This is a genomic window from Cohnella algarum (genome assembly GCF_016937515.1).
In the GTDB taxonomy this organism is placed as follows: Bacteria; Bacillota; Bacilli; order Paenibacillales; family Paenibacillaceae; genus Cohnella; species Cohnella algarum.
Genome location: NZ_JAFHKM010000002.1, coordinates 5,394,709 through 5,419,167, shown reverse-complemented (window position 1 = coordinate 5,419,167; position 24,459 = coordinate 5,394,709). Strand labels below are relative to the sequence as shown.

At 59.5% G+C, this 24,459-nt stretch carries 28 protein-coding genes and 1 pseudogene; 27 read left to right on the top strand and 2 right to left on the bottom strand.

Features of this window, described 5'->3' with window-relative positions:
• The first annotated feature begins 129 nt into the window (after nucleotides 1–129).
• From trpE to JW799_RS24420, 9 genes and pseudogenes are all read left to right on the top strand, one after another.
• On the top strand, nucleotides 130–1,701 hold the full coding sequence (gene trpE / locus JW799_RS24455) for an anthranilate synthase component I (RefSeq protein ID WP_205432093.1): 1,572 nt from the start codon (nucleotides 130–132) through the stop codon (nucleotides 1,699–1,701).
• 18 nt (nucleotides 1,702–1,719) lie between these two features.
• Nucleotides 1,720–2,768: pseudogene (gene trpD / locus JW799_RS24450) on the top strand (anthranilate phosphoribosyltransferase).
• Entirely contained in the window at nucleotides 2,758–3,570 is an 813-nt protein-coding gene (gene trpC / locus JW799_RS24445) for an indole-3-glycerol phosphate synthase TrpC (RefSeq protein ID WP_205432092.1), read from the top strand. The pseudogene trpD and the gene trpC overlap by 11 nt, the downstream one beginning before the upstream one ends.
• Nucleotides 3,567–3,713, top strand: a complete 147-nt coding sequence (locus JW799_RS29815; RefSeq protein WP_338026324.1) for a hypothetical protein — start codon at nucleotides 3,567–3,569, stop codon at nucleotides 3,711–3,713. The genes trpC and JW799_RS29815 overlap by 4 nt, the downstream gene beginning before the upstream one ends.
• Nucleotides 3,710–4,348, top strand: coding sequence for a phosphoribosylanthranilate isomerase (locus tag JW799_RS24440; protein ID WP_338026323.1), 639 nt, complete (start codon nucleotides 3,710–3,712; stop codon nucleotides 4,346–4,348). The genes JW799_RS29815 and JW799_RS24440 overlap by 4 nt, the downstream gene beginning before the upstream one ends.
• A gap of 3 nt (nucleotides 4,349–4,351) precedes the next feature.
• Nucleotides 4,352–5,554: a tryptophan synthase subunit beta gene (trpB, locus tag JW799_RS24435; protein WP_080838715.1), complete on the top strand. Its 1,203-nt coding sequence runs from the start codon at nucleotides 4,352–4,354 to the stop codon at nucleotides 5,552–5,554.
• Nucleotides 5,551–6,384, top strand: coding sequence for a tryptophan synthase subunit alpha (gene trpA / locus JW799_RS24430; protein WP_205432091.1), 834 nt, complete (start codon nucleotides 5,551–5,553; stop codon nucleotides 6,382–6,384). Before trpB ends, trpA begins: the two co-directional genes overlap by 4 nt.
• A 212-nt stretch (nucleotides 6,385–6,596) precedes the next feature.
• Complete coding sequence (gene hisC / locus JW799_RS24425; protein ID WP_080838718.1) at nucleotides 6,597–7,694, top strand: histidinol-phosphate transaminase; 1,098 nt, start codon at nucleotides 6,597–6,599, stop codon at nucleotides 7,692–7,694.
• 3 nt (nucleotides 7,695–7,697) lie between these two features.
• Nucleotides 7,698–8,843: a prephenate dehydrogenase gene (locus JW799_RS24420; protein ID WP_080838720.1), complete on the top strand. Its 1,146-nt coding sequence runs from the start codon at nucleotides 7,698–7,700 to the stop codon at nucleotides 8,841–8,843.
• 386 nt (nucleotides 8,844–9,229) lie between these two features.
• Here the strand turns inward: JW799_RS24420 and JW799_RS24415 are convergent, their stop codons facing one another.
• Nucleotides 9,230–9,634, bottom strand: coding sequence for a hypothetical protein (locus JW799_RS24415; RefSeq protein WP_080838721.1), 405 nt, complete (start codon nucleotides 9,632–9,634; stop codon nucleotides 9,230–9,232).
• Nucleotides 9,635–10,049: 415 nt separating this feature from the next.
• Here JW799_RS24415 and JW799_RS24410 point away from each other — a divergent pair, with 415 nt between their 5' ends.
• From JW799_RS24410 to JW799_RS24355, 12 genes are all read left to right on the top strand, one after another.
• On the top strand, nucleotides 10,050–10,646 hold the full coding sequence (locus JW799_RS24410) for an RNA polymerase sigma factor (protein WP_205432090.1): 597 nt from the start codon (nucleotides 10,050–10,052) through the stop codon (nucleotides 10,644–10,646).
• Nucleotides 10,643–11,257 carry a zf-HC2 domain-containing protein gene (locus tag JW799_RS24405; protein WP_205432089.1) on the top strand — a complete coding sequence of 205 codons (615 nt, stop codon included), beginning with the start codon at nucleotides 10,643–10,645 and terminating at the stop codon, nucleotides 11,255–11,257. Before JW799_RS24410 ends, JW799_RS24405 begins: the two co-directional genes overlap by 4 nt.
• A complete protein-coding gene (locus JW799_RS24400) occupies nucleotides 11,254–11,853 on the top strand; it encodes a histidine phosphatase family protein (protein WP_205432088.1) in 600 nt (199 codons plus the stop codon). The genes JW799_RS24405 and JW799_RS24400 overlap by 4 nt, the downstream gene beginning before the upstream one ends.
• 108 nt (nucleotides 11,854–11,961) lie before the next feature.
• A complete protein-coding gene (locus tag JW799_RS24395; RefSeq protein ID WP_205432087.1) occupies nucleotides 11,962–13,164 on the top strand; it encodes a hypothetical protein in 1,203 nt (400 codons plus the stop codon).
• Nucleotides 13,165–13,285: 121 nt separating this feature from the next.
• Entirely contained in the window at nucleotides 13,286–13,465 is a 180-nt protein-coding gene (locus JW799_RS24390; protein WP_080838730.1) for an IDEAL domain-containing protein, read from the top strand.
• A gap of 179 nt (nucleotides 13,466–13,644) precedes the next feature.
• Entirely contained in the window at nucleotides 13,645–14,607 is a 963-nt protein-coding gene (locus tag JW799_RS24385) for an acetylxylan esterase (RefSeq protein ID WP_080838733.1), read from the top strand.
• A 28-nt stretch (nucleotides 14,608–14,635) separates the two neighbouring features.
• A complete protein-coding gene (locus JW799_RS24380) occupies nucleotides 14,636–15,058 on the top strand; it encodes a DUF2487 family protein (protein WP_176220847.1) in 423 nt (140 codons plus the stop codon).
• 217 nt (nucleotides 15,059–15,275) lie between these two features.
• The gene (locus JW799_RS24375) at nucleotides 15,276–15,806 is read left to right on the top strand and encodes a Rieske (2Fe-2S) protein (protein WP_080838741.1); all 531 of its coding nucleotides are present in this window, start codon (nucleotides 15,276–15,278) and stop codon (nucleotides 15,804–15,806) included.
• A 19-nt stretch (nucleotides 15,807–15,825) separates the two neighbouring features.
• Nucleotides 15,826–16,497 (top strand): menaquinol-cytochrome c reductase cytochrome b subunit, encoded by a 672-nt coding sequence (gene qcrB / locus JW799_RS24370; RefSeq protein ID WP_080838743.1) that lies wholly within the window; start codon nucleotides 15,826–15,828, stop codon nucleotides 16,495–16,497.
• A 22-nt stretch (nucleotides 16,498–16,519) separates the two neighbouring features.
• Nucleotides 16,520–17,416 carry a menaquinol-cytochrome c reductase cytochrome b/c subunit gene (locus JW799_RS24365; protein WP_205432085.1) on the top strand — a complete coding sequence of 299 codons (897 nt, stop codon included), beginning with the start codon at nucleotides 16,520–16,522 and terminating at the stop codon, nucleotides 17,414–17,416.
• 96 nt (nucleotides 17,417–17,512) lie between these two features.
• Entirely contained in the window at nucleotides 17,513–18,184 is a 672-nt protein-coding gene (locus JW799_RS24360; protein WP_080838747.1) for a DUF1405 domain-containing protein, read from the top strand.
• Between the two features lie 43 nt (nucleotides 18,185–18,227).
• The gene (locus JW799_RS24355) at nucleotides 18,228–19,271 is read left to right on the top strand and encodes a sporulation protein YpjB (RefSeq protein WP_205432084.1); all 1,044 of its coding nucleotides are present in this window, start codon (nucleotides 18,228–18,230) and stop codon (nucleotides 19,269–19,271) included.
• Here JW799_RS24355 and JW799_RS24350 read toward each other — a convergent pair.
• The gene (locus JW799_RS24350; RefSeq protein WP_245809787.1) at nucleotides 19,213–20,094 is read right to left on the bottom strand and encodes a YitT family protein; all 882 of its coding nucleotides are present in this window, start codon (nucleotides 20,092–20,094) and stop codon (nucleotides 19,213–19,215) included. The genes JW799_RS24355 and JW799_RS24350 overlap by 59 nt on opposite strands.
• 152 nt (nucleotides 20,095–20,246) lie before the next feature.
• Here JW799_RS24350 and JW799_RS24345 point away from each other — a divergent pair, with 152 nt between their 5' ends.
• From JW799_RS24345 to bshA, 6 genes are all read left to right on the top strand, one after another.
• Entirely contained in the window at nucleotides 20,247–20,615 is a 369-nt protein-coding gene (locus tag JW799_RS24345) for a nucleotide pyrophosphohydrolase (protein ID WP_080838751.1), read from the top strand.
• 51 nt (nucleotides 20,616–20,666) lie between these two features.
• Complete coding sequence (locus JW799_RS24340; RefSeq protein ID WP_080838753.1) at nucleotides 20,667–21,215, top strand: tetratricopeptide repeat protein; 549 nt, start codon at nucleotides 20,667–20,669, stop codon at nucleotides 21,213–21,215.
• A gap of 5 nt (nucleotides 21,216–21,220) precedes the next feature.
• Nucleotides 21,221–22,024, top strand: a complete 804-nt coding sequence (gene dapB / locus JW799_RS24335) for a 4-hydroxy-tetrahydrodipicolinate reductase (RefSeq protein WP_080840929.1) — start codon at nucleotides 21,221–21,223, stop codon at nucleotides 22,022–22,024.
• A gap of 45 nt (nucleotides 22,025–22,069) precedes the next feature.
• A complete protein-coding gene (gene mgsA / locus JW799_RS24330) occupies nucleotides 22,070–22,492 on the top strand; it encodes a methylglyoxal synthase (RefSeq protein WP_080838755.1) in 423 nt (140 codons plus the stop codon).
• Nucleotides 22,489–23,202: a bacillithiol biosynthesis deacetylase BshB1 gene (gene bshB1, locus JW799_RS24325; protein ID WP_080838757.1), complete on the top strand. Its 714-nt coding sequence runs from the start codon at nucleotides 22,489–22,491 to the stop codon at nucleotides 23,200–23,202. The genes mgsA and bshB1 overlap by 4 nt, the downstream gene beginning before the upstream one ends.
• Nucleotides 23,203–23,276: 74 nt before the next feature.
• Complete coding sequence (bshA, locus tag JW799_RS24320; RefSeq protein ID WP_205432083.1) at nucleotides 23,277–24,443, top strand: N-acetyl-alpha-D-glucosaminyl L-malate synthase BshA; 1,167 nt, start codon at nucleotides 23,277–23,279, stop codon at nucleotides 24,441–24,443.
• The last annotated feature ends 16 nt before the right edge of the window (nucleotides 24,444–24,459 follow it).

The following is a 24,459-nucleotide window of genomic DNA, read 5'->3' as shown; positions in this document are numbered from 1 at the left end:
CATATACCCTTGTCTACGGATGCATCTCTGCGAAGCGGAGATGCTTTTTTCATGCTCGCTTTGACGAACGGCCATTAGCGAGCTTCGGCCGGCTTTGCCGGACGAAAGCTTGGAAAGGGGAGAAAAGAAATGGAGCAGCGCGCGCAGGAACTGAAGCAGGTCATTCGCCTCGCAAGCGAGTACAACGTCATTCCGGTCGCCAGACGCCTGTTGGCCGATACCGAAACGCCGATTCGCGTTTTTCAGCAATTGAGCCGGGACCGCAGAGCTTTTTTGCTCGAAAGCGTGGAGGGCGGCATTAAATGGGCGAGGTATTCGTTTATCGGAACCGATCCTTTTTTGACGCTGAAGCTGAAAAAAAACAAGGTTACGTTGGAGGAGGGCGGCCGGACCGAATCGTTTGCGACCGATAACCCGCTGCAGCTGCTGCGAGAGAGACTGCGGGCGTACCGCTCTCCCGCGCTGCCCGAACTGCCTCCGTTTACGGGAGGCGCGATCGGCTTCTTCGGCTACGATTTGCTGCAGTATTACGAACGCAGGCTGCCTTCGCATCGCGTGGACGACCTGGAGATGGACGACATGCACTTCATGTTCTGCGACCGGATCGTCGTGTTCGATCATTTCAAGCAGCAGGTGCTCGTCATCGGCAACGTGCATGTTCCCCAAGGGGCGTCGGATGCGCAAATCGAGGCGGCTTACGACGACGCTTGCGCGGGACTCGACGAGATGATCGCTCGTTTAAGGCAGCCGGCGCTTTCGTCGCCGGCCCCGACCGGGACGCCTCCGTCCGATCCGGAGCTTGGCGACATCCGCTCCAATTTGACCCGGGAGCAGTTTATCGCAAACGTCGAGAAAGCGAAGGAATACATCCGCGCGGGCGATATTTTCCAGACGGTGCTCTCCCAGCGGTTCCATATCGAAACCGTGGTCGATCCGCTCCAGGTATACCGGATGCTGCGGACGATGAACCCTTCTCCGTACATGTACGTGCTGAAGCTGGGCGAAGAGGTCATCGTCGGCACGTCGCCGGAGCTGCTCGTCAAAGTCGACGGCGGCCGCGTGGAGACGCGCCCGATCGCCGGAACGAGACCGCGGGGCAAAACGCCGGAGGAAGACGAGGCGCTGGAGCGGGAGCTTCTCGCGGACGAGAAGGAGCGGGCCGAACACGTCATGCTCGTCGATCTGGGCCGCAACGATTTGGGCCGCGTATCCGAATTCGGCAGCGTCAAATGCGACGCCTACATGGAAATCGAGCGATACTCCCATGTCATGCACATCGTGTCCAACGTGACCGGCAAGCTTGCCAAGGATAAAGATTTTTTCGACGCCTTCCTGTCGTGCCTGCCGGCCGGTACCGTATCCGGCGCCCCGAAGCTGAGGGCGATGGAAATTATCGCCGAACTGGAAAACGAGGCGCGAGGAGCCTATGCCGGCGCGATCGGCTACCTGGGCTTTTCGGGCAATCTCGACACCTGCATCACGATCCGGACGATCATTTTCAAGCATGGCAAAGCTTACGTCCAAGCCGGGGCGGGCATCGTGTGGGATTCCGTGCCGGAGAAGGAATACGAAGAGACGGTCAACAAGGCGAAAGGCATGCTCAAGGCGATTCGCGCGGCGGAGGCGGTGTTCGCGCCGGCTCCGGCCCGGAAGCTGGCTGCCGCGGCGTACGACCGCCGCACCAATCTCGACTACGATTGAATCTTGGAGGGCGAAAAGATGGAGACGAACACGCAAGCGATTTCGATGCCGCTCGCGCTCGCCCGGGTCGTGGGCGGCGGGGATTTGGCGCTTGGCGAAGCGCGCGAGGTGATGAGCCTCATCATGAAAGGCGAAGCGACGCCGGCTCAAATCGCCGGTCTGGTCGTCGCGCTGAGGATGAAAGGCGAAACGGTCGACGAAATTACCGGTTTTGCCGAAGCGATGCGCACATTCGCCAGCCGGGTCCGCGCGGAAAGCCGCGATTTGCTCGATACGTGCGGAACGGGAGGTTCCGGCATTCATAAATTCAACATTTCCACGTCGTCCGCCGTCATTGCGGCGGCGGCCGGCGTCCGCGTGGCGAAGCACGGCAACCGCGCCATGTCCGGCAAAGCCGGCAGCGCCGACGTGCTGGAGGCGCTCGGCGTTCAGATCGGATTGACGCCGGAGCAGGCCGCCGAGTGCCTCGAACGGACGGGGATTTGCTTTATGTTCGCGCAGGCGTTCCACCCGGCGCTCAAGCATGCCGCGGTTCCGCGAAAGGAGCTGGGCGTGCGGACGATTTTCAACATGCTCGGCCCGCTGGCCAATCCGGCCGGCGCGGACCGGCAGCTGATGGGCTTGTACGACCGCTCGCGCACGGAAACGGTCGCCCGCGTGCTGGAGCGTCTCGGACTCGTTCGGGCGCTCGTCGTCGGAAGCCATGACGGACTCGACGAAATCAGCATTTCGGCGCCGACGCAAGTATCCGAGCTGAAGGACGGAACCGTGACCACGTACGATATTACCCCGAGCAGCTGGGTCTGAAGACGGTGCCGCTCAGCGAAGTGAAGGGCGGAGACGCGAGGGAAAACGCCGCGATCATCCGCCGGGTGCTCGGCGGGGAACGAAGCGCCTACCGCGATGTCGTGCTGCTCAACGCGGGGGCCTGCATCTATGTGGCGGGGCGCGCCGATACGCTTGCGGACGGCGTTCGGGCGGCGGCGGAAACGATCGATTCGGGCAAAGCCCAAGCGAAACTGGAGCAATGGATTGCGACGACGGGAGAAGTGAGCCATGTTTCTTGATCGAATAGTCGAAACGAAAAAAAACGAGGTCGAACGGCTGCGCGAAACGCTCGCGCTGGCGGACGCGGAACGCGCCATTTCGGAACTTCCCGCTTGCCGCGGCTTTGAAAAAGCGTTAAGATCGGAGAATCGGCGCCGTTCCGTCGGCCTCATTGCCGAGGTAAAGAAGGCAAGTCCTTCCAAAGGGCTCATTCGCCCCGATTTCGATCCGGCGAAGCTGGCCCGCATGTACGAGACGGCCGGGACGGATTGCATCTCCGTGCTTACCGACGTCGAGTATTTTCAAGGCTCGAACGATTATTTGGCGCAGGTGCGCGAAGCGGTAAGCGTGCCGCTGCTGCGCAAGGACTTTACGATCGACGAGAGGCAAATATACGAAGCGCGCCTCGTTGGCGCCGACGCGATTTTGCTGATCGCGGCAATATTGACGAAACGCCAGCTTGCCGATTTTCACGACCTCGCCCGCGCTCTCGGGTTGGACGTGCTCGTGGAAGTGCACGACCGGGAAGAGCTGGAGACGGTGCTGGACATCGGCAAGGCGACGCTCATCGGCGTGAACAACCGCGATTTGCGCACGTTCAAGACGGATCTTGCCGTGACGGAGAGGCTCATCGCGCTGCTCCCGCCGAACGTCGTCGCGGTTAGCGAAAGCGCCATTTCAACGCCGGACGATATCGCGTTCGTTCGCGGGGCGGGCGCCCAGGCCGTGCTTGTCGGCGAGCATTTCATGAGGCAGGAAGATCCGGGCGAAGGCGTGCTCGCCTTGCTGGGACCCGTGACGAACGGGGGCGCGGCCAAGTGAGCGGCCCGGTTCGCGAAGACGTTTCCGCGGCGGCGCCCCTCGTCAAAATATGCGGCATCCGGGAAGAAGCGACGCTGCGCGGGATGAACGGACTTCCCGTCGATTACATCGGGTTCGTCTTCGCCCGAGCCGGCGGCGGGTGACCGCCGCGCAGGCGGCGCGCCTCGCCGCGGAAGCCCGCCGCACGCGCATGGCCGGAGGTCAACCGCCGCGAATCGCCGGCGTGTTCGTCGATCCGTCGCCGGAGGAAATCGCGGCCGTCATGGCGGAAGTGCGGCTCGACGTCGTGCAGCTGCACGGCTCGGAGTCGCCCGAGCTGTGCCGCGAGGTGGCGGAGCGGTTCGGCGTCGAGGTGTGGCGCGCGCTCCCGGTCGACGAGCCGGGCGACGGCGCGGAAGCGGGTGCCGGCGGCGGCCAGGAAAGCGCCTCGGCCCGAGCTCCCGCTCCCGCCTCCGGCGAGGCCTGGCGCGGCGGCGCGGAGCCGGCGGGGCCGGACCGGCTCGACGCCTATCGCGGAGCCGTATCCGCGGTATTGCTCGACACGGCGGGAGGAGGCACGGGGCGGCCGTTCCGTTGGGATCTTATTCCCGCCTATCGGAAGAAGGCGGCCGATAACGGCCTGAAGCTGTTTGTCGCGGGCGGACTCACGCCCGATAACGTGAAGAATTTGCTTGCGGCCGGTCTGCCCGACGGCGTGGATATTTCCAGCGGCGTGGAGACGGACGGCGCGAAGGACAACGACAAAATCGCCGCATTCGCGGAAAGGGTGAAACTTTAGATCATGACGCAAACGCAGGTGCCGGACAGCGCCGGACGTTTCGGTTCGTTCGGCGGACGCTACGTGCCGGAAACGCTGATGAACGCGCTGTTCGAGCTTGAAGAGGCCTATCATCGCTACAAGGACGATCCGGAGTTTCTCGAGGAGCTTCGGTATTTGCTGAAGCAGTATTCCGGGCGCCCGACCCCGCTCTATTATGCGGAACGGCTGACGCAGCATCTCGGCGGAGCGAAGGTGTATTTGAAACGCGAGGATTTGAACCACACCGGAGCCCATAAGATCAACAATACGATCGGACAGGCGCTGCTGGCCAAACGGATGGGCAAGAAAAAAATCATCGCCGAAACCGGAGCCGGCCAGCACGGAGTCGCTTCTGCGACCGTCGCGGCGCTGCTCGGTCTCGAGTGCAAGGTGTTCATGGGCGAGGAAGACACGAAGCGCCAGCAGCTCAACGTATTCCGGATGCAGTTGCTCGGTTCGGAAGTCGTCCCCGTCACAAGCGGAACGCGGACGCTCAAGGACGCGTGCAACGAAACGCTGCGCTATTGGGTCAGCCATGTGGACGATACGTATTACATTCTCGGATCCGTGACGGGACCGCACCCGTATCCGATGATGGTGCGCGATTTTCAGCGCGTCATCGGGCTGGAAACGAAGGACCAGATGCTCGAAACCGAGGGCCGTCTGCCCGACGCGATCGTGGCGGCGGTCGGCGGCGGCAGCAACGCGATGGGCATCTTCCACCCGTTCGTGGACGATGCGTCCGTTCGCCTGATCGGGGTCGAGGCGGCCGGGCGCGGGGTCGACACCGAGGAACACGCGGCGACGATGACCAAGGGGCGGCCGGGCGTTTTCCAAGGCTCGATGAGCTACGTGCTGCAGGACGAAGGCGGCCAGGTGCTGCCCGCGCACTCGATTTCGGCGGGGCTGGACTATCCCGGCATCGGGCCGGAGCATTCGTACCTGAAGGATACGAACCGCGCCGAATACGTGCCGATTACCGACGCCGAGGCGCTCGAAGCGCTCCAGCTGCTGTCCAGGCTGGAAGGCATCATTCCGGCGCTGGAATCCGCGCATGCAGTCGCGCATACGCTGAAGCTGGCTCCGACGATGGGCAAGGACGAAACGATCGTCGTCAGCCTATCCGGACGGGGAGACAAAGACGTAGAATCGATCATGCAGTACCTGGGAGGTGCCGAATCGTGAGCGTAGCGACGACGAACGCCATCGACGCTGTGTTCGCCGAACTGAAGGCGAAAGGCGAGACGGCGATCATTCCGTTTCTGACGATGGGAGATCCGGACCTCGAAACGTCCGTCTCCCTCGTCCAGGCGGCGGAAGCGGCCGGCGCGCATATGATCGAGCTCGGCGTCCCGTACTCCGATCCGCTGGCCGACGGTCCGGTCATCCAGCGGGCTTCGGAGCGGGCCCTGAGGCACAGCGTTTCCCTCGCCGACTGCATGTCCGTCGCGGCGAAGGCGCGCGAACGCGGCGTCGGCATGCCCTTCATTCTGTTTACTTATTTCAACCCGGTGCTGCAATTCGGCCTCGACCGCTTCTTCGAGCAGTTGAAGGCGAACGATTTCAGCGGCGTCATCATTCCGGATTTGCCGCTCGAAGAGGACGAGGAAACGAGGCAAAAGGCGGAGGCGGCCGGCATTCATCTCATTCCGCTCGTCGCGCCGACGTCGGACGCCCGGGTCGAGCGCATTGCGGCGCGGGCTCGCGGCTTCGTCTACTGCGTTTCCTCGCTCGGCGTTACCGGCGTCCGGTCGGAATTTTATTCGGGGATCGACAAGTTTCTGGCGACGGTGCGGGGCGCGGCAAACGTGCCGATCTGCGTCGGCTTCGGCATCTCGTCCCGCGAGCAGGTGGAGCAGCTGTCGTCGTCGTGCGACGGCGTCATTGTCGGCAGCGCCATCGTCCGCAAAGTGGAAGAAGCGCTGCCGCTGCTGACGGCTACGGAAGCCGGCAAGCGCCGCGAAGGACTGGAAGCCGTGCAGGCGTTCATCGCCGGCTTGAAGCCGCGGAGCTGAGTCTCGCTGCGGAAATAGAAGAAACGAATCGGGCTTGCGCAGTCGGCGCAGGCCCGATTTTCGATCCGGCCGGCCGAATTTCGGAGCGGCCGATTCCCCCCTTGGCATCTGTACAGGGGTTGCGCAATGTGTCAAAATAGAAGCATATCGCACGTCGGAGCGCGCAGCGCTCTTTTTCAATGTCACAAAAGCGGAAATCAGGAGGAACCCCGATGCAACCCAAACCGAATATCGTCCATTTGCCGGTTTACCAGCCCGGCAAGCCTGTCGAAGAAGTCAAGCGCGAGCTTGGACTGACCGAAGTCATCAAGCTCGCTTCCAACGAAAACCCGTTCGGCAGCTCGCCGGCGGCGCTCGAAGCGATTAAAAACGAGCTGGGCAACATCAGCATTTATCCGGACGGGGCAGCCGTGGAGCTGACCGCCGCCCTGGCCCAATATTTGAACGTCGACCCGGATCAAATCATTCTCGGCTGCGGTTCGGACGAAGTGATTCTGATGATCGCCCGCGCGTTTCTGCTTCCGGGGGACGAGACGATCGCGGCCGATCAGACGTTCCCGCAATACAAGCACAACGTCGAGATCGAAAACGGCGTGTTCGTCGAGGTCCCGCTTCGCGAAGGCACGCACGATCTGAAAGCGATGCTCGACAAAGTGAACGACAAGACGAAAATCGTCTGGATCTGCAACCCGAACAACCCGACCGGAACGATCGTCACCCAGGACGAAGTCGAATGGTTTTTGTCCAAAGTGCCGCAAAGCGTCATGGTCGTGCTGGACGAAGCGTACTGCGAATATATCGACGATCCGGAATTCCCGGACGGCCTCGCCCTGCTGAAAAAGTATCCCAACCTCGTGCTGCTTCGCACGTTCTCGAAAATTTACGGGCTGGCTTCGCTTCGCATCGGATACGGCATCGGACGCGCGGAGGTGATCCGTTCGATCAACCAGGTGCGCGAACCGTTCAACACGTCGCGATTCGGGCAAGCCGCCGCGCTCGCGGCGCTGCAGGACCAAGCGTTCATCGACGGCTGCCGGAAGGCCAACAAGGAAGGGCTCGCTTACCTGCGGTCGGAATTCGACCGGCTGGGTCTGTCCGCGTTTCCCGCTTACGGCAACTTTATTATGGTCGATGTGGGGCACCCGGCAGGCGAGGTGTTCGACGCGCTGCTGCGCAAAGGGATTATCGTTCGCGCCGGCCACAAGAAATATCCGACGCACCTGCGCATAACCGTAGGCAGCGCCGAGCAAAACGCGAAAGTCGTCGCCGCGCTGGAAACCGTTCTCCAACAATTCGGGGCGCGGGTGTAGCGAATGGCGGCGGATCTCGACGGCTTTATCCAACAAGGGGAAACAACCGCCCCGCCGAAAATCCGCATCGCCGTTTTCGGCGTCGGACTGATCGGGGGCTCGCTTGCGCTGTGCTGGAAGGGAAAGCCGGGGTATGAAATCGTCGGACATTCGATCAACCCGGCTTCGGTTCGAAAATACGAGCGGCTCGGAGTGGTCGACGTCGGCACGACGTCGATCGCCGAAGCGGCTGCGGATGCGGACTTTATTTTTCTGTGCGTGCCGGTCGGACGCCTGAACGATTATATCGAACAGTTGGCGAAGCTGCCGCTGAAGCCCGGCTGCGTCATCACCGACGTCGGCAGCACGAAGGCGTCCGTCGTCGCGTTCGCCGAGCGGCTTGAGCTTGGCGGCGCGGCTTTCATCGGCGGCCATCCGATGGCCGGATCGGAGCGCAGCGGCGTCGAGGCGGCGTCGCCCGACCTGTTCGAGAACGCCTACTACGTGTTGACGCCAACGGATCGGACGCCGAGCGGGGCGCTGGAACGGCTGGAGGAGCTGCTGCGCTGGACCCGGGCGAAAATCGTGAAAACGGACTCCAAGATGCACGACGACATTGTCGGCGCCATCAGCCATTTGCCGCATATTATTGCGGTTGCGCTCGTGAACCAGATCGCCGCCTACAACGATTCGAACGATCTGTACCGCAGCCTGGCGGCGGGCGGCTTCCGCGACATTACCCGCATCGCTTCGAGCGATCCGACGATCTGGCGCGATATTTTGCTCAACAACAAGGAAGTGCTGTTGAAGCTGCTGGACGATTGGCGGCTCGGCATCGACAAGTTCGCGGCGCTGCTCGAAGCCGGGGACGGAGACGGAGTAGCGGAACAGTTCCGCAGCGCCGGGGCGTTTCGCAACCAGCTTCCCGAACGGCGCAAGGGCATGATTTCTTCGCTGCACGAATGCTATGTCAACGTTCCCGACCAGCCGGGAATCATCGGCAAAATCGCGACCGAGCTCGGCCAGGAGAAAATCAATCTGAGCAATCTGCATATCATCGAGAGCCGCGAGGACGTTCCCGGCGTATTGCGCCTGTCGTTCCGGCAGCAGGACGATCTCGACCGAGCGGTCGGACTGCTTCGATCGCTTGGGCATGAAGTGTTTTTCTGAAAATAAGCGGCGCCGCCTCCGGATCGGGGAGATTCGGGCGGGCCGCTTTTTCTGTCGTATGGGATAAGTTTAAGTCCTTCGCGTCCTTAAGAGGCGTATGCGGGAGCCTTAAGGGAAGGCGGAGGGGGCGTTCAAGCGGAGGGATTCGGAGGGGGACCGTCCAAGCGAAGGAAGGAGCATCCAAGCGGAGGGAGGCCTATGTTGGATTTCGTCCAATCAAGGGAGCGGAAAACGAGGAAATCGTTGCCTAGAGTGGATTATATCCAATGAGGGACTCGGAATTTGGACAAAAACGCTAATAAGGCCTCGCCAGATTGGACAAAATCCAACGAAGCCGAAATGTATCTCAAAAAAGCCGAATTAGGTTGGATAAAATCCAACCAAGCTTAGGCGAACCCATTTGCGTCATCCCCGGCCAATCCTGCATCCTCCGTCCAATCCCGCATACTCCTGCCCATTCCTGCATTACCCTCGTTCGAATCCTCGCCAGGAATACGGCCAAGTGCCAGTCGCTGCCTTCTCTCGTACAATTGCCCGTAATCCCCGTTCGCGAGCGGAGGAAGTCTGAACGCGAATAACGCATAATCGTGACGCAAGCCCGACGTATTCGAGACTTCGGTCGCGTTCCATCCCATTACAGGGTGTGAAATCATACCGTCGAGAAGATCCAATTGCCAACGAAAAAAATCGTGCAACAAATCAAGGCTTGCGAACGTTTTATGGTTAAGGAATAACTTTTCTATTGCGCTTCCCGCATTACCCGGGATATTCGGAATCACGGCATGCGTCATAAGGCCGCCCATTGGATCACAAACAAAAAACGCCACTCAAGGAGTGGCGCGAGCGTTACGTCGAACGCTCAGATATTGGATAGGAGTGGAGAGAAACCATACTGTACTTTTATTATATGTATCCGTTTTCATTTTGTCAATAAGCGTTTTCATTATTTTTGAAGCGTTTTCGAAATTTTTATTGCGACATTCGCTTCAAGGACCTCGAATCGGTTCCATTCGCCAAAAAAGCATTTTTAGAATTTTTTAAGCTTTGCGCTCTTCGCGGTGTGTTACAATAGCAAATAGCCTATGTAAAATAATGGGGTTGTGTGGAAGATGCGCGCTTCGCGCAACTTTTTCGTTTATGGCCGGTATATTGGTATAAGCCGGCTGCAAGCGAATCCCTGCACAAGAGGGGAGGCTCGCAGGGTCGATGACCGATTCGCAACTGATTCGGGAAATCAAGGACGGAAACGTTGAACTTTATTCGGAATTAATGACGCGTTACCAGAAGAAGATTCTTTCATTTATATACCATATGCTGCGCAGCGCCAAGCTGGAGCTGCTCGCGGAAGACTTGTGCTCCGAAACGTTTTACAAAGCGTACCGCAGCTTGCACTCGTTTCGGGAAGTGGACGCTTCGTTCGCGACCTGGCTGTATACGATCGCGCGAAACACCGTTCTGAGCGAGCTTCGGAAGCAGAAGGCCGCCCACATGTCGCTGGACGACTCCGCATACATACCCGCCGCTCCTCCGGAGGCGACCCCGGAAATGGCTCTTTTGCGAAACGAGAAAGTGTTGAAGGTGCGGGAAGCGATCAACAATTTGCCGGAGAAGCAGCGTTCCGCTCTCATTCTACGCGAGTACGAAGGCATGGACTATCAAGAAATCGCGGGCATATTGGGACAGACGGTGAGCGCCGTCAAATCGTTGCTCTTTCGGGCCAGGGCCAGCGTCAAGACGCAAATGGAATCTTATTTTAGCGAGCCGGTTCTGCTGAAGGATATTGAGGAGATGAAATCGCGATGAAGACCGGGTGCGATCTGATACGATTGAAATTCAGCGATTACTGCGAAGGATCCGCCTCCGAATCGGAGCGGCGCCAGGTCGAGGAGCATTTAAGCTCTTGCGCCTGCTGCTTCGAGGAATATCGACTCTGGGAGGAAAGCGCCAGCCTGATCCGGTCGCTGCCGATGGACGAGGAATTCGAGAATTATTTGGAAAAATCGGTTAACCTCGAGGAAATGAACCGCAACGTCATGAACCGGATTTACGCCGAGCAAAATTGGTTCATGCCCGCCGTGCAGCGCTCTTACGCATTCGGAAGGGCGTTCCGCATCCGGGTCGCCGGATTGCTTGCCTCCCTGCTGGCCGTGTTCGCCTGCGGGTTTCTGTACGTGCTCGCGGATCGCATGATGTCTTCCGATACCGGCAGGACGGGCGTCATGGAAACGGCCTCCGCGTTTTCCGTCGCCAGCTCGGGTTCCCGCTTGTCCGTCGACGTGCCGGTGGCAAGCTTGAGCGACCCGATCGTGCTTCACGCATCGCCCGCCTATCCCGAATATTGGATCGCTCTGTCGCTGCTCGGCGTCGTCATGACGCTTCTGGTGCTGAACTGGTTCACGAGGGTGCGGACATGAACGCCTGCATGCGGATGGGTTGGGTACGGCACGGGCTTACCGCCTGGAACAAGGCCGGGAAAATTCAAGGCACGACGGACATTCCGCTTAGCGCCGTCGGAGAGATGCAAGCCCAAAGGCTGGCGGACCGGCTGCTCCGGGAGAAAGGCTTGTGGAACGGCGTCGTCAGCAGCGATTTGAAACGCGCCGCCAAAACCGGGCAGATTTTGTCCGACCGGCTTGGCATTCCCTTTTTGACCGACCCTCGCCTGAAGGAAAGAAGCTTCGGCCAAGCCGAAGGCACGACGGAGGCCGAACGGATCGAACGCTGGGGGCCCGACTGGCGCAGGCGCGTTCCCGATCAGGAGACGGACGGCAGCGTCCGCGAACGCGGCCTTGCGTTCGTCGAGCAGTTTACCGCGAGCCACCCGGGCGAGAATTGGTTGGTCGTGACGCACGGCAGCTTTTTGGCGCAAATGCTGCAAGCGCTGATCGCGGACGCCGGCGACGGCCATATCGCGAATTTGTCCTTGACCGTTCTGGAGAGGCGGGAGGACGGATGGATTCCCCTGCTTCACAATTGTACGGCTCATTTGCGCGACGATTTCCATGAATAACGAGCGAGCGGCTTTCGGGCTGCCGCTCGTTTTTTGTTGGCCGGACGTTTAAACGGCGCGAAATCCACCGATAATGGCATATAAATCCTCCGGAAACGGGGAATGCCGATGAATTTAGCGGATATGCTCACCTATGCCGACATCGAGCAATTGACGCGCATTGCCGAAACGTATGGCTGCGAAACGAGCAGCCACTCGAAGCACGAGTTGATCCAATCGATTTTGTCGACGGTGCAAAGACGGGAGGCAATCGCGCAAAGGGTGGACGGAATGAGCGAGGAAGACTTGCGGCTTCTGAATTCGCTTCTGTTCGAGCCCAGGGAGCTGTACAGCCTGGAAGATTTGACGGCCAGGGCTTTGTGGACGGCATCCGATACGAATGCCCGGGCGTCCGTGCCGGCGGCGGAACCCGCGGCTGTCAAGACGGCTCCGGCGCCGAAAGGGCGCGCTTCGAAATCCGGAAGCGGCCGCCGAAAAGGGAAAGCGGCGAGCGAGGCGCCTCCCGTACCCGATCATTCGGCCCGGCAGGCAATCGCCAGGTTCAAGCGGTTCGGATGGCTGTTCAACGGTTTTACGCAGCATACCCGTTACATGTTACAGGTGCCGGAAGACGTCAAAAGCCGGCTTGCCGACGTTCTGGACGAGCGGTTTCGCAATCGGCTGGACGTCCGCGAAGAGCCCGGCGTCTACCGGGACGAGCGGAACCTGCTATGCGAGGATGCCGTTCTGTTTTTGCGCTACGTGCGCGATCACGACATTTTGCTGACCTCGGAAGGCTATCTGTACAAAAGGCAGCTCGGACAGCTGCTCGAGTCTTTGTCCGTAACGGAAGCTTTGCCGGGAAAAACCGCTTGGCGATTCGGGTACGGGCGCCGTTTTCGGGAATATCCCGAGCGATTCTCGCTTCTCTACGATTTTTGCTGCCAGGAAAATTGGGTAAGGGAAAGCGGGGAGAGACTGGAATTAACGGAGGCGGGGCTGCTCGCGGCGGGCGGCGGACGGCCGATCGAACCGGCGGAGATGTATCGTTTCTGGCTGCGGAGCTACCGGGGGCCGATTCCGAACGTGCTGCCTTTGGCCCAATGGACGATGCGTCTGGCGGCGGATTGGACGACGACGGCATCGCTCGCGTCCGTGCTGCTTCCGCTCGTTCGTCCCTACTATTACGATACGGCGGAAGACGTGCTGCACTTGCGGATTTTGAAAATGATGATGCATCTGGGCCTGCTGCGGTGGGGAGAGACGAACGACGGGGTGCCGCTCGTTCGGCTGACGCCTATCGGAAAAAGCGCGATGAAAGAAAAGGTTTAGATTTAACCAATATCGAGGATCGGCAAGGGGCTATTGACCTGAACGGAGACGGCAGCGATGAATATGCTTTAAGGGGAGCCGACAGATAGAGCCCTATCGCCGGATTTTGGAGGTGCAACCGATGGACATGAAAATCGCCTATGAGACAATGCTCGGGTTGGAGGCGGAGATGGTCCTTGACGAAGCGCTGCGAAAATACCGGATGGCAAAAATCTACGAGGCAATTGACGCGGCGCTTGTCCAAGGGGATGCCGAATCGTTTCGGCGCCTGACTGACGAATTGAAGGCAATTCAACCGTAATGCCGACGGACGATCCTTCCAGCTTTCCCGATACGGCCCGACCTCCCGGCCGCCGCCACGCGCGGCGGATCGGGAGGTTGTTTGTTTCGAAAAAGAAAACGCTTTTCTGCGGACGGAATTTGCAGTAGGATGAAGAAAGGAGGATTTTACCGTTAAATAAGAGGAAGGAATGAACGAACTTGCCGCTGCTCGACATGCCGCTAAGCCAATTGCAGGCGTACGAAGGGAGAAATCCGAAGCCTTCCGATTTTGACGCCTATTGGGACCGGGCGCTCGCCGAAATGCGCGCGACGGACCCTCAATTGAAGCTGGTCCCGGCCCGCTTTCAAGTGCCTTTTGCCGAATGCTTCGATCTTTACTTTACGGGCGTTCGCGGTGCCCGAATCCATGCCAAGTACGCAAGGCCGAAAAACGCGCCCTCGCCGCACCCCGCCGTCGTTCAATTCCACGGCTATTCGGGACATGCCGGAGATTGGGTTTCCAAGCTCGGCTACGCCGCGTTGGGCTTTTCCGTCGCGGCGATGGACGTGCGCGGCCAGGGCGGGCAGTCCGAGGATGCGGGAGGCGTCAAGGGAAATACGCTGCGGGGCCATATTATCCGCGGGGTCGACGACGATCCGGACAACCTGCTGTTCCGTCATGTTTTTCTGGATGCGGCGCAGCTTGCCGGCATCGTCATGGAATTGCCGGAAGTGGACGGCGGCCGCGTCGCCGCGATGGGAGCGTCCCAAGGCGGAGGGCTGACGCTCGCGTGCGCGGCGCTGGAGCCGCGGATCGCCAAGCTCGCGCCGATCTATCCGTTTTTGAGCGATTATCGGCGCGTTTGGGAGATGGACCTGGCCAAGGACGCCTACGAAGAGCTCAAAACGTATTTCCGTCTGTTCGATCCGCTGCATGAGCGGGAGAACGAATTTTTCGAGCGGCTCGGCTACATCGACGTCCAGCATCTCGCTTCGCGGATCCGCGGGGACGTGCTGATGGCGGTCGGGCTGATGGATTCGATTACGCCGCCTTCGACTCAATTCGCGGCCTACAACAAAATTACGGCCCCCAAGCAGCTGGCGGTCTATCCGGATTTCGGGCACGAGGGCCTGCCGGGAATCGACGAAAAGATCATGACCTTTTTCGGCTCGCTGCTCTAAAACGTTATGCAAAGGAAGAATGCACGGCATGAAATTCAGTGAATTCGATTCGCTTACCTGGCCGGGGCTGCAAATGTACTTCGATACATGCCTGCTCCCGGTAACCGGCCTTACCGGAAGGGAGACGCCGGCGGAAATGACGGACAAGGCGGCGGCCGTCGGGGACTGGCTGTCCCCGCTCGAAACGGCGTTCAAAGGCCGGGCCGTCACGCTGCCCGCGTATCATTATTTCGACGCGGAAGCGTCGGCCGACGGGGAGCTTCTGGAGCGGCGCTGCGATGCGCTTAAGGCCGCCGGCTTCCGCTTCGTCGTGGTCGTTTCCGGAACGGCGGGCTTGCTGAAGGCATTGCCGGCCTCGGCCGATTTGCTCGTTCAGCCCGCCCGTCCGGAAGAGAGGCCCGATGCGGAAGCGATCTGCAGGCCGGTCGCAGCCCTGTGGAAAGACGCATAATTTTCCACGTTTGGGGAATACCAATTACCGTCTCCACAAGTCCGACAAATGTGACAAATTTGAAACATTTTTGACCTGCGTTTTCACACAAGCCGGTTATTCGTCTTGGCAATTGTTGACGCCCCCATATGCGTGTACTATTATAAATTATGTCTTGTGAACAGTAAGGCAATGTCCATGGTGGACAGCGACATTGGTGGGCAAAGGGGGTAGAACAATGGAACATAACGAGCAGCACGAGGCCGCGCATAAGCCGATCAAACGCCAGGAAATGACAAGACGTCAATTTCTGTCCTATACGCTGGGCGGCGCGACCGCATTTATGGCCGGCGGCGCCATCCTTCCGATGCTTCGTTTCGCCGTCGATCCGCTTCTCCAGAAGAAAACGGAAACCGGCTTCGTGAAGGTCGTCGAAGAAGCCAAGGTGACGCAGGATCCGCAAAAGATTTCGTTCAAGATCCATCAGGTGGACGGATGGTACGAGAGCGATCCGCAGTTGGAAGCGTACATCGCGAAAGGCAACGACAACAAGATCTTTGCGCTGTCGCCGGTGTGCAAGCACTTGGGGTGCACGATCAGCTGGGGCACGGAGAAGCCGGACGAATATCACTGTCCTTGTCACGGGGCACGGTATACGAAAGACGGCAAAAATCTGGCGGTAGCGCCCAAGGCGCTCGACGAGTACGAGGTCAAGATCGAAAACGGGTGGGTGTACCTCGGACCGCTAGTATCGAATACGCGCACGTAGAAGGAGGGCGTTTCGTCCCATGTTTAAAAGCATGTATAACTGGATTGACGAGCGTCTCGACGTTACGCCGTTGTGGCGCGATATCGCGGACCACGAGGTGCCGGAGCACGTCAACCCGGCGCATCACTTCTCCGCATTCGTCTATTGCTTCGGCGGATTGACGTTCTTCATTACCGTCATCCAAATCCTTTCGGGGATGTTTCTGACCATGTATTATGTGCCGGACATTATCAACGCTTACTACAGCGTCGATTACCTCCAGCATCAGGTAGCCTTCGGCGCGATCGTCCGGGGCATGCACCACTGGGGAGCGAGTCTGGTTATCGTTATGATGTTCCTACATACCCTTCGCGTATTTTTCACCGGTTCTTACAAAGCGCCGCGCGAAATGAACTGGGTCGTCGGAATGCTCATTTTCTTCGTCATGCTGGGCCTTGGCTTCACGGGCTATTTGCTGCCGTGGGACAACAAGGCGTACTTCGCGACCAAGGTCGGCATGGAAATCGCCGGTTCGGTTCCTTGGATCGGCGGGTACATCAAGGAGTTGCTGGCTGGGGGCACGATCGTCGGCGCGCAAACGCTCACGCGTTTCTTCGCGATCCACGTCTTCTTCCTGCCGGGCCTGCTGCTTACGCTGCTAGCTGCGCACTTCTTCATGATTCGAAAACAGGGCATCTCCGGGCCGCTGTAAGAAAGAGGGGAGTGGCAAGCTTATGGCACACGGACACGGATCCAAATCCGATGAAAAAGTCGTTTATATCGGCGATTCCCGCATTCGCAAGGGCAAGGGCTTTCAGACGCCTCCGGACTATACGGCTTTCCCCGGAAAGTCCGAAGCGTTCATCCCGAACTTCCTGCTCAAGGAATGGATGGCCGGCGTCGTCGTTCTGGTCGGCTTTCTCGTTCTGACGATCGCTCATCCGGCTCCGCTCGGTTACCCGGCGGATCCGATGAACGGATCGTTCATCCCGATGCCGGACTGGTACTTTCTGTTTATTTACCAGCTGCTCAAGTATCATTACGCATCCGAAAGCTACATCGTGCTCGGCACGATCGGGATTCCGGGGATCGCGTTCGGAGCTCTGCTCCTCGCGCCGTTTCTCGATACCGGCAAGGAGCGCCGCTTCTACCGCCGTCCGATCGCTTCCTCGCTGATGATCGTTTCGCTGGTCGCCTGCGTATACCTGACCTGGGTATCCTGGGATCACTACCAGCATGAACTCGAGAAAAACGGCGTCGTCCCCGAGCATATCGAACGCGAGGAGAGATCGCGCGAATCGATCGAACAGGGCAAGGGGCGATTTATCGCCGGCAAGGAGAACGTCGTGGCGCTCGTCAACCCCGACGATCCCGCGTTCAGCATCATGCAGGAAGCGCAATGCATCGCCTGCCACGGCGCGGAGCTCGAAGGCGGAGGCGCGCCGTCGCTTCGCGGCATCGGCGACACGATGTCGAAGGAAGAGCTCGTCGACATCATCACGAACGGCGCGGGCGAAGGCGCGATGCCGGCGTTCGGAGAGGGTAAAGGCGGACCTGCCGAACTGACGAACGAGCAAATCGACCAAATCGCCACCTGGCTTTCGACGCAGAAGGCCGAAGCGGCGGAATAAAGACGAACCACGAGCAGACCTGACCGGAAACGGTCAGGTCTTTTGCAACGATTCGAAGCGTTTCGGCGCGTCGTTTCAATCGAGAGGAGACAAGGCATGAGCTGGAAATGGTTTTTGTCCCGGGGATGTTTGCTGCACCCGACGACGCTGACGCTGCTGATGATTTTTTACGTTCCCGGCACGGTTTACGGTTATATCTGGTACGGGGGACAGCTCCAGGACACGTGGGAAACGCATCCGTTGTGGCAGCTTCCGTTCGTGCCGGACAGCCCGACGGCGTCGCTGTTTTTCGCGATCGCCGTTTTGTGGCTTTGGCTGCGGCCGAAACCGACGGGCGGCGGATTTTGGGGCGGCGTTCGCGCCATCGTCGAAGCGCTGGCGGTCGTCACGTCGATCAAATACGGCATTTGGGCGACGGCCGTCATTTTCGCGGGAGCGGCGCTCGGCGACCAGCTCGTCTGGCAAGACTGGATGCTCGTCGCGTCCCATACCGCGATGGCCGTCTGCGCATGCGCGTACGCCCGGTTTTTCCGGTTCGGCGGATGGGCGCTCGGCGCGGCGGCGTTCTGGACGTTTTTGAACGACACCGTCGACTACGGGTACGGCGTTTACCCTTATTTGCCGAGGCAGCTCGATCCCGCTTATTTGCAGGAAGTCGCCCTGTTTACGTTCCTGTTGACCGCCTTCAGCGTCATGGCCGGCGGCCTGTTTCGCTATCTCGATACGATTCGCGGCATCCCGGCTTCGGCGGATTCGAACCGGTTCTAAGCGTGGACATCCCCTCATAAGGTAAGGCAGGAGGGGGATGTCCATGGTTTGCGCTGATTCGTTATCGACAAATCGGAACCGCCGCCGTCAAAGACGAAACGGCAGATGGTCCCGATTCCTTCATATGTGCGGGCTTCGGCTCATGCCGCTGCTGGCGCTGGCGGCCGTACTGCTCTTTTCGGCGGCCGCCGGCGCGAAAGCCGCAGGCGACGCTCCCGAACGGTCCGCCGGCGCGGACGCTTCTTCGACCGCTCAGGCCGCCGACGATCAGGCGGTGAGGGCGTTCCGAAACGCGGCCGAAGCGCTGTACAAAGCGGTAGGCGAAGGGGACAGGCTTGCCGCCGCCCGTTCGCTGCAGGAAGCGGAACTTCGGCTGCGAAAATTGCCGATGACGGCGATCGCCACGGCGGAGGGGATCCAGGCGCTCGCCGACAGCGTCGCCAAGATGAAGCGGGCGATGGCCGCCGTCTCGCAAGACGCCAAACGGATTCAGACATCTGCGGCGGAATTGCGGCTTGCGGCGGATGCCCTTGCCGAGCCGCGAAAGCCGCTGTGGCTTCAATATCGTCCGGTGCTGCGGGAAGACGTAAGCGTATTGGAACGAGAGCTTGGCGCAAGCCCGGGGCGCGTAACGAAGGAAGCGCAAGCGGCATGGAACGGCCTGGCGGATCATTACCGGCTCATTCGGACGGCGGTCGCGCTGCAAAGAGAGCCTTACGTCGTCGAGCGGGGGGATGCGGTCATTCGCTACGCGGACCGGCTGTTGCGGTCGGAGACGCCCGACCCGAAGCTGCTCGGGGAGCTGATCCCGCCTTTGCGGGAAGCGATGGAGGGATTGTTCCCGCCCGAAGGGGAGCGGCCCGCGACCGTCCCGGCGGTGGTGCCTCCTCCCTGGGGGTTCAGCGCGACGCTGGGCTCGATCATCGTGGCGATCTTGACCTGGGCCGGATGGAGGCGGTTCCGTTTCGACCGCTCGCATCCGAATTACGGTTCGGACCGGGAGCGCAAGGACGCGGCCGACCGTTGGTTCAAGTCGCTTCTTCGCCTTCCCGGAAGCCTTCGCCGAGCACGTCATGCACGTCGCTGATCACGATAAAAGCCTGTCTGTCATGCTGGCGGACGAGGCTTTTTAATTTGCGGATTTCGAAGCGGCTGACGACGCAGTACAGCATCGTTTTCGGCTCGCCCGAATAGCCGCCGACGGCGGGCATGAGCGTGACGCCCCGGTCCAGTTCCCTGGCGATCGTCTTGGCGAGCTGCTCCGGCGATTTGCACAGCACGGTGAACGCCTTGGCCGAATACGCCCCTTCCTGGATAAAGTCGATCACCTTGGAGGCGATAAAAACGCTGACGAGCGTATAGAGAACCCGCTCCTTCGGAATGAAAAACAACGAGGCGCCGATGATGACGATATCCATCGCCAAAATGATTTGCCCGATGCTGAATCCCCGCCACCGCTGCACGATCCGGGCGATGATATCGACCCCGCCGGTCGTGCCCCCCGACCGGAAGACGAGGCCGAGCCCGGCTCCGAGCGTAACCCCGGCATACAGCGCGACGAGAAAAAAGTCGTACTCCGTCGCGAACGGCCGAATCCACCCGAGCGCGATGACGCGCTCCCATATCCATAAAAACAAGGACAGGAGCACGGTGCCGCCGACCGTGAAGACCATCGCGCTTTTGCCGAGCTGACGCCAGCCGATGAGGAACAGCGGCAGGTTGATGAGCAGGGTGGACAGCCCGGTCGGCCAACCTGCCGCATAGTGCAGCAGCACCGCGATTCCCGTCACGCCGCCTTCCATCAGCCGGTTGGGCAAAATGAAGTACTCCAGCCCGAAGGCGTAAATGGCCGTTCCCGCAATCAGAACGAGCCAGGATCGGACCGAATCTTCCAAGCGTTTGTTGTTCACAAGCCGTCCCTCCGCCAAAAATTTGGTTTGTTTTTGAATCCGTCTTAAGCTAACATAGGGATAAGTCGAAGGATTCGTTTCCTCGACTTTTTTCGAGCAGCAGTCCATAATGACAAGCAAGCCGAAGCTTGCGACGGAAAGGAACCGGTTTTATGGGAGAATCGCGCATCGCCGGCAAGCCGCTGGCCCAAAAGACCCTCGCCGATATCCAGCGCGAAGTGGACGCCTATATTTCGCAGTTTAAAGAAGGCTATTTTTCCCCGCTCGCCTTGCTCGCCCGTTTGACGGAGGAGGCCGGAGAGCTTGCGCGGGAAGTGAACCATCTTTACGGAGAAAAGCCCAAAAAACCGGACGAGGCGGAAAATTCCATCGAGATGGAGCTCGCCGACGTCCTGTTCATCGTGCTCTGCTTCGCCAATTCGCTCGGCATCGACCTGACGGAAGCGCACGACAAGGTCATGCATAAATTCAATACCCGCGATGCCGACCGCTGGACAAAGAAGGACACCGACGCTCCGTAAGCTTCATATGCTGTATCATCCCCTTTCCGAGATGAGGAGGGATGATCGGCCATGAATGGGGAAAGTTGCGTCGGGCAGGCGTACGAGGCGATACTTCGCGGAGACTTCGAAGCCGCCGCAGCCTGGTTTCTTCGCGCGGTTGAACTGGAGCCGGACAATGCATCCTATCATTATAAAGCTTCGGTCACGCTGTCGAGAAGCGGAAAGCTCGATGTCGCCATCCGCCATGCGAAGCGGGCGGCGGAGTTGGACCCTGAAGCGACGGTTTATCTTTATTATGTGCAAACGCTGGAAGCAAGACAACTGACGAGCGAGGCCAAAGCGCTGCTCGAGCGGCAGCCTCCGGCGACGGAGCTTGCGATCGGGCTGCTGAACGACGCAACGAGGCTCGATCCTTTGGATGCGGAATCGTTTCTTCTGCTCGGCATCGCCTACCGTTTGCAAGGCGATTTGGAACGTTCGCTCCAAGCGCTGCAAGAAACGCTCCAGCTTCACCCGCAGCACGAAGAGGCGAAAAAATGGCTTGACCTCGTCAAGGCGGAACGCCGCCGCAATTTGAAGCTAACGTACTTTCGCAATCATAGGAAAAGGGACAGGTGAACGGAATGTCGCAACGGATTAAAGTAGCGGTAGCAGGAAGCGCCGGCCGGATGGGCCGGGAAGTCGTCAAAATGGTGCTTGAAGATCAGGAACTGCAGCTGGTGGCGGCGATAAGCAGGTCTTCCGCGGGGGTTGACGCCGGTGCGCTGGTCGGCAAGCCCGACACCGGCGTCTTCGTGACGGACCGGCTGGACGAAGCGCTGGAGGCGGCCAAGCCCGACGTTCTGGTCGACTTTACGAACCCGAAATCGGCGGTTCCCCATACCGAGGCTTGCATCAGGCACGGCGTTCGTCCCGTCGTGGGGACGACCGGGTTCACGCCCGAGCAAATCGAACAGTTGGACAAGCTGTGCGCGGAGAAGGGCATTGGCGGACTGATCGCGCCCAATTTCTCCATCGGAGCGATTCTCATGATGAAATTTTCCGCGATGGCGGCCAAATATATGCCTCACGTGGAAATTATCGAATACCATGGCGATCAGAAGCTGGACGCGCCTTCCGGCACTTCGATCAAGACGGCGGAATGGATCGCGCAGACGAGGCAGGAGCTTCGCCAGGGCAATCCGAACGAGGAGGAAACGATCGAAGGCGCAAGAGGCGGTTATTACAACGGGTTTCGAATACATAGCGTCCGTCTTCCGGGCGTATTCGCCCAGCAGGAGGTCATCTTCGGCGGCCACGGCCAAACGCTGAAAATCCGCCATGACTCGTACGAGCGGTCCGGGTACATGCCCGGCGTCAACGCCGCGATCAAAAAAGTGATGACCGTAACCGGACTCGTGTACGGCTTCGAGCATTTTCTCGACTAATTTATAGAGTAATTTAAACCGATCGAACGTGGAGGGGAACGGACGATGATGCAAATCGCATTGATAGCCCACGACCGAAAAAAAGACGAAATGGTCAACTTCACGATCGCCTACGAGCATGTGCTCAAGCCGCACAAGCTGTATGCGACCGGAACGACGGGCACCCGCATTATGGAAAACACGTCGCTTAACGTGCACCGGTTCATGTCCGGTCCGCTCGGCGGCGACCAGCAAATCGGAGCGCTGGTGGCGCAAAACGAGATGGATCTCATCATCTTTTTGCGGGATCCGCTGATGGCCCAGCCGCACGAGCCGGACATTATAGCGCTGCTTCGCCTGTGCGACGTGCAGGGCATTCCGGTCGCGACGAACGTCGCGACGGCCGAGCTGCTCGTCAAATCGCTGGAGCGCGGCGACTTCGCGTGGCGCGAGCTTGTGCACAAATACAAGCCGGGACTGGAAGAATGAGCGAACGTACGGAATTCGGCCTTGATTTGCTGGCGTTCGGCGCGCACCCCGACGATGTCGAAATCGGAATGGGCGGCACGCTGATCAAAGCGGCGGCAAGCGGGCAGAGAACGGGCATCGTCGATTTGACGCGAGCCGAAATGAGCTCGAACGGCGACGTAGCGACCCGCAAGCGGGAGGCGGATGCCGCGACGGCCGTTCTCGGCCTCGCCGTCCGGGACAATCTCGAGCTGCCCGATCGCGGGCTTTCGGCAAGCGATTCCTCGCAAGTCGGCAAAATCGTGGCGGCCATTCGCCGGTATCGTCCGCGCGTCGTCTTCGCGCCCTATTTCGCGGACCGCCATCCGGACCACGTCATGTGCAGCCGTATGGTGGAGGAAGCGGCGTTCAACGCCAAGCTGCGCCGCTACATGCCGGAGCAAGCCGCGTGGACGGTGGACATGCTGTATTATTATTTTATCAACGATATGCATGCTCCCCAATTCGTCGTCGACGTCACCGACGTGCACGAACGCAAAATGGAGGCGCTGCGGGCGTACCGTTCGCAATTCGAGCCTGCCGGAGATTTGCGCGACTGGGTGCCGACTCCGCTGACGATGGGGTACCTCGACAACGTGGCGGCGCGGGACAAGCTGTTCGGACAAGCCCGCAAATTCGTTTTTGCGGAAGGCTTCATCGCGAAAGGGCCGATAAGCCTGGATCGTTTTTGACGCCGCGGCAGCGGATTCGTTTGTGTCAAGAAAGCAAGCATTCGGGGAATAGGATGTAGAAAGGAGGAGAGGGAATGGATCGGCCGCTCAAAATCGGCATCACCTGTTATCCATCGCTCGGGGGTTCCGGCGTCGTGGCGACCGAACTCGGCAAGCTGCTCGCGGAGAAGGGCCACGAAATTCATTTCATTACGCACAGCGTGCCATTCCGCTTGGGCAAGTTCCAGCGCAACATTTATTATCATGAAGTGGAAGTTACCGATTATTACGTGTTTCGCTATCCTCCCTACGACCTTTCGCTGGCCAGCAAAATGCACCAGGTCGCGCAGCTTCAGCAGCTTGACCTGCTTCACGTTCATTATGCCGTTCCTCATGCTTTGTGCGCTTATTTGGCGAAGCAAATGTCCGGCGACCGGCTCAAGGTCGTCACCACGCTTCACGGAACGGACATTACGGTGCTGGCCCAGGACGAGTCGCTCAAGGATCTGATCCGGTTCGGCATTCAAAACAGCGATGCGGTCACGGCGGTCAGCGGGGATTTGATTCGGGAAACGCGCGAGCTTCTCGACATCGCAAGGCCGATCGAGCTGACGTACAATTTCGTGGACAAACGGGTGTATTACCCGCGGGACGTTTCGGACATGAGGGCGGATTATGCGGAGCCCGGCGAAAAAATTTTAATGCACATTTCCAATTTCCGGCCGGTAAAGCGGGCCTGCGACGTCGTGGACATTTTCGCCAGGGTGAACGAGAAAACGAAGGCGAAGCTGCTGCTTGTCGGCGAAGGTCCGGATTTGCCGAAAATTCAGGCGAAAATCGACGCGATGGGCTTGAGCCATCGGGTTTGCTACCTGGGCAAGCAGGACGACGTCGCGCAAGTTATTTCGCTTGCCGATCTGATGCTGCTCCCTTCGGAAAAAGAAAGCTTCGGGCTCGTGGCGCTGGAGGCGATGGCTTGCGGCGTTCCGACGATCGGCTCGGCGGCGGGCGGCATCCCGGAGCTGGTGTTAAACGGGAAGACGGGATTTCTGTCCGCTATCGGCAACACCGCGGAAATGGCGGAGAACGCCTTGCGGCTGTTGACCGACGAAAAGCTGTACGCCGAATTCAGGGAAGCTTGCCTGACGCGGGCCAGAACGGAATTTTGCAACGATAAAATCACCGCCCAATACGAAAATATTTATTACAAGGTTTTAGGCATTCCCAAGGAGCTCGAGCTTCCGGTTTGCTTGGCGCCTTGACGGGGAGGGCGGCAGC

What these genes read in the sequence shown, in the direction of transcription:
- trpE (WP_205432093.1), top strand. Translation starts at nt 130, where the DNA reads ATGGAGCAGCGCGCGCAGGAACTGAAGCAGGTCATTCGCCTCGCAAGC.
- trpC (WP_205432092.1), top strand. Translation starts at nt 2,758, where the DNA reads ATGTTTCTTGATCGAATAGTCGAAACGAAAAAAAACGAGGTCGAACGG.
- trpB (WP_080838715.1), top strand. Translation starts at nt 4,352, where the DNA reads ATGACGCAAACGCAGGTGCCGGACAGCGCCGGACGTTTCGGTTCGTTC.
- hisC (WP_080838718.1), top strand. Translation starts at nt 6,597, where the DNA reads ATGCAACCCAAACCGAATATCGTCCATTTGCCGGTTTACCAGCCCGGC.
- JW799_RS24420 (WP_080838720.1), top strand. Translation starts at nt 7,698, where the DNA reads ATGGCGGCGGATCTCGACGGCTTTATCCAACAAGGGGAAACAACCGCC.
- JW799_RS24415 (WP_080838721.1), bottom strand. Translation starts at nt 9,634, where the DNA reads ATGACGCATGCCGTGATTCCGAATATCCCGGGTAATGCGGGAAGCGCA.
- JW799_RS24410 (WP_205432090.1), top strand. Translation starts at nt 10,050, where the DNA reads ATGACCGATTCGCAACTGATTCGGGAAATCAAGGACGGAAACGTTGAA.
- JW799_RS24405 (WP_205432089.1), top strand. Translation starts at nt 10,643, where the DNA reads ATGAAGACCGGGTGCGATCTGATACGATTGAAATTCAGCGATTACTGC.
- JW799_RS24400 (WP_205432088.1), top strand. Translation starts at nt 11,254, where the DNA reads ATGAACGCCTGCATGCGGATGGGTTGGGTACGGCACGGGCTTACCGCC.
- JW799_RS24395 (WP_205432087.1), top strand. Translation starts at nt 11,962, where the DNA reads ATGAATTTAGCGGATATGCTCACCTATGCCGACATCGAGCAATTGACG.
- JW799_RS24390 (WP_080838730.1), top strand. Translation starts at nt 13,286, where the DNA reads ATGGACATGAAAATCGCCTATGAGACAATGCTCGGGTTGGAGGCGGAG.
- JW799_RS24380 (WP_176220847.1), top strand. Translation starts at nt 14,636, where the DNA reads ATGAAATTCAGTGAATTCGATTCGCTTACCTGGCCGGGGCTGCAAATG.
- JW799_RS24375 (WP_080838741.1), top strand. Translation starts at nt 15,276, where the DNA reads ATGGAACATAACGAGCAGCACGAGGCCGCGCATAAGCCGATCAAACGC.
- qcrB (WP_080838743.1), top strand. Translation starts at nt 15,826, where the DNA reads ATGTTTAAAAGCATGTATAACTGGATTGACGAGCGTCTCGACGTTACG.
- JW799_RS24365 (WP_205432085.1), top strand. Translation starts at nt 16,520, where the DNA reads ATGGCACACGGACACGGATCCAAATCCGATGAAAAAGTCGTTTATATC.
- JW799_RS24360 (WP_080838747.1), top strand. Translation starts at nt 17,513, where the DNA reads ATGAGCTGGAAATGGTTTTTGTCCCGGGGATGTTTGCTGCACCCGACG.
- JW799_RS24355 (WP_205432084.1), top strand. Translation starts at nt 18,228, where the DNA reads ATGGTTTGCGCTGATTCGTTATCGACAAATCGGAACCGCCGCCGTCAA.
- JW799_RS24345 (WP_080838751.1), top strand. Translation starts at nt 20,247, where the DNA reads ATGGGAGAATCGCGCATCGCCGGCAAGCCGCTGGCCCAAAAGACCCTC.
- JW799_RS24340 (WP_080838753.1), top strand. Translation starts at nt 20,667, where the DNA reads ATGAATGGGGAAAGTTGCGTCGGGCAGGCGTACGAGGCGATACTTCGC.
- dapB (WP_080840929.1), top strand. Translation starts at nt 21,221, where the DNA reads ATGTCGCAACGGATTAAAGTAGCGGTAGCAGGAAGCGCCGGCCGGATG.
- mgsA (WP_080838755.1), top strand. Translation starts at nt 22,070, where the DNA reads ATGATGCAAATCGCATTGATAGCCCACGACCGAAAAAAAGACGAAATG.
- bshB1 (WP_080838757.1), top strand. Translation starts at nt 22,489, where the DNA reads ATGAGCGAACGTACGGAATTCGGCCTTGATTTGCTGGCGTTCGGCGCG.
- bshA (WP_205432083.1), top strand. Translation starts at nt 23,277, where the DNA reads ATGGATCGGCCGCTCAAAATCGGCATCACCTGTTATCCATCGCTCGGG.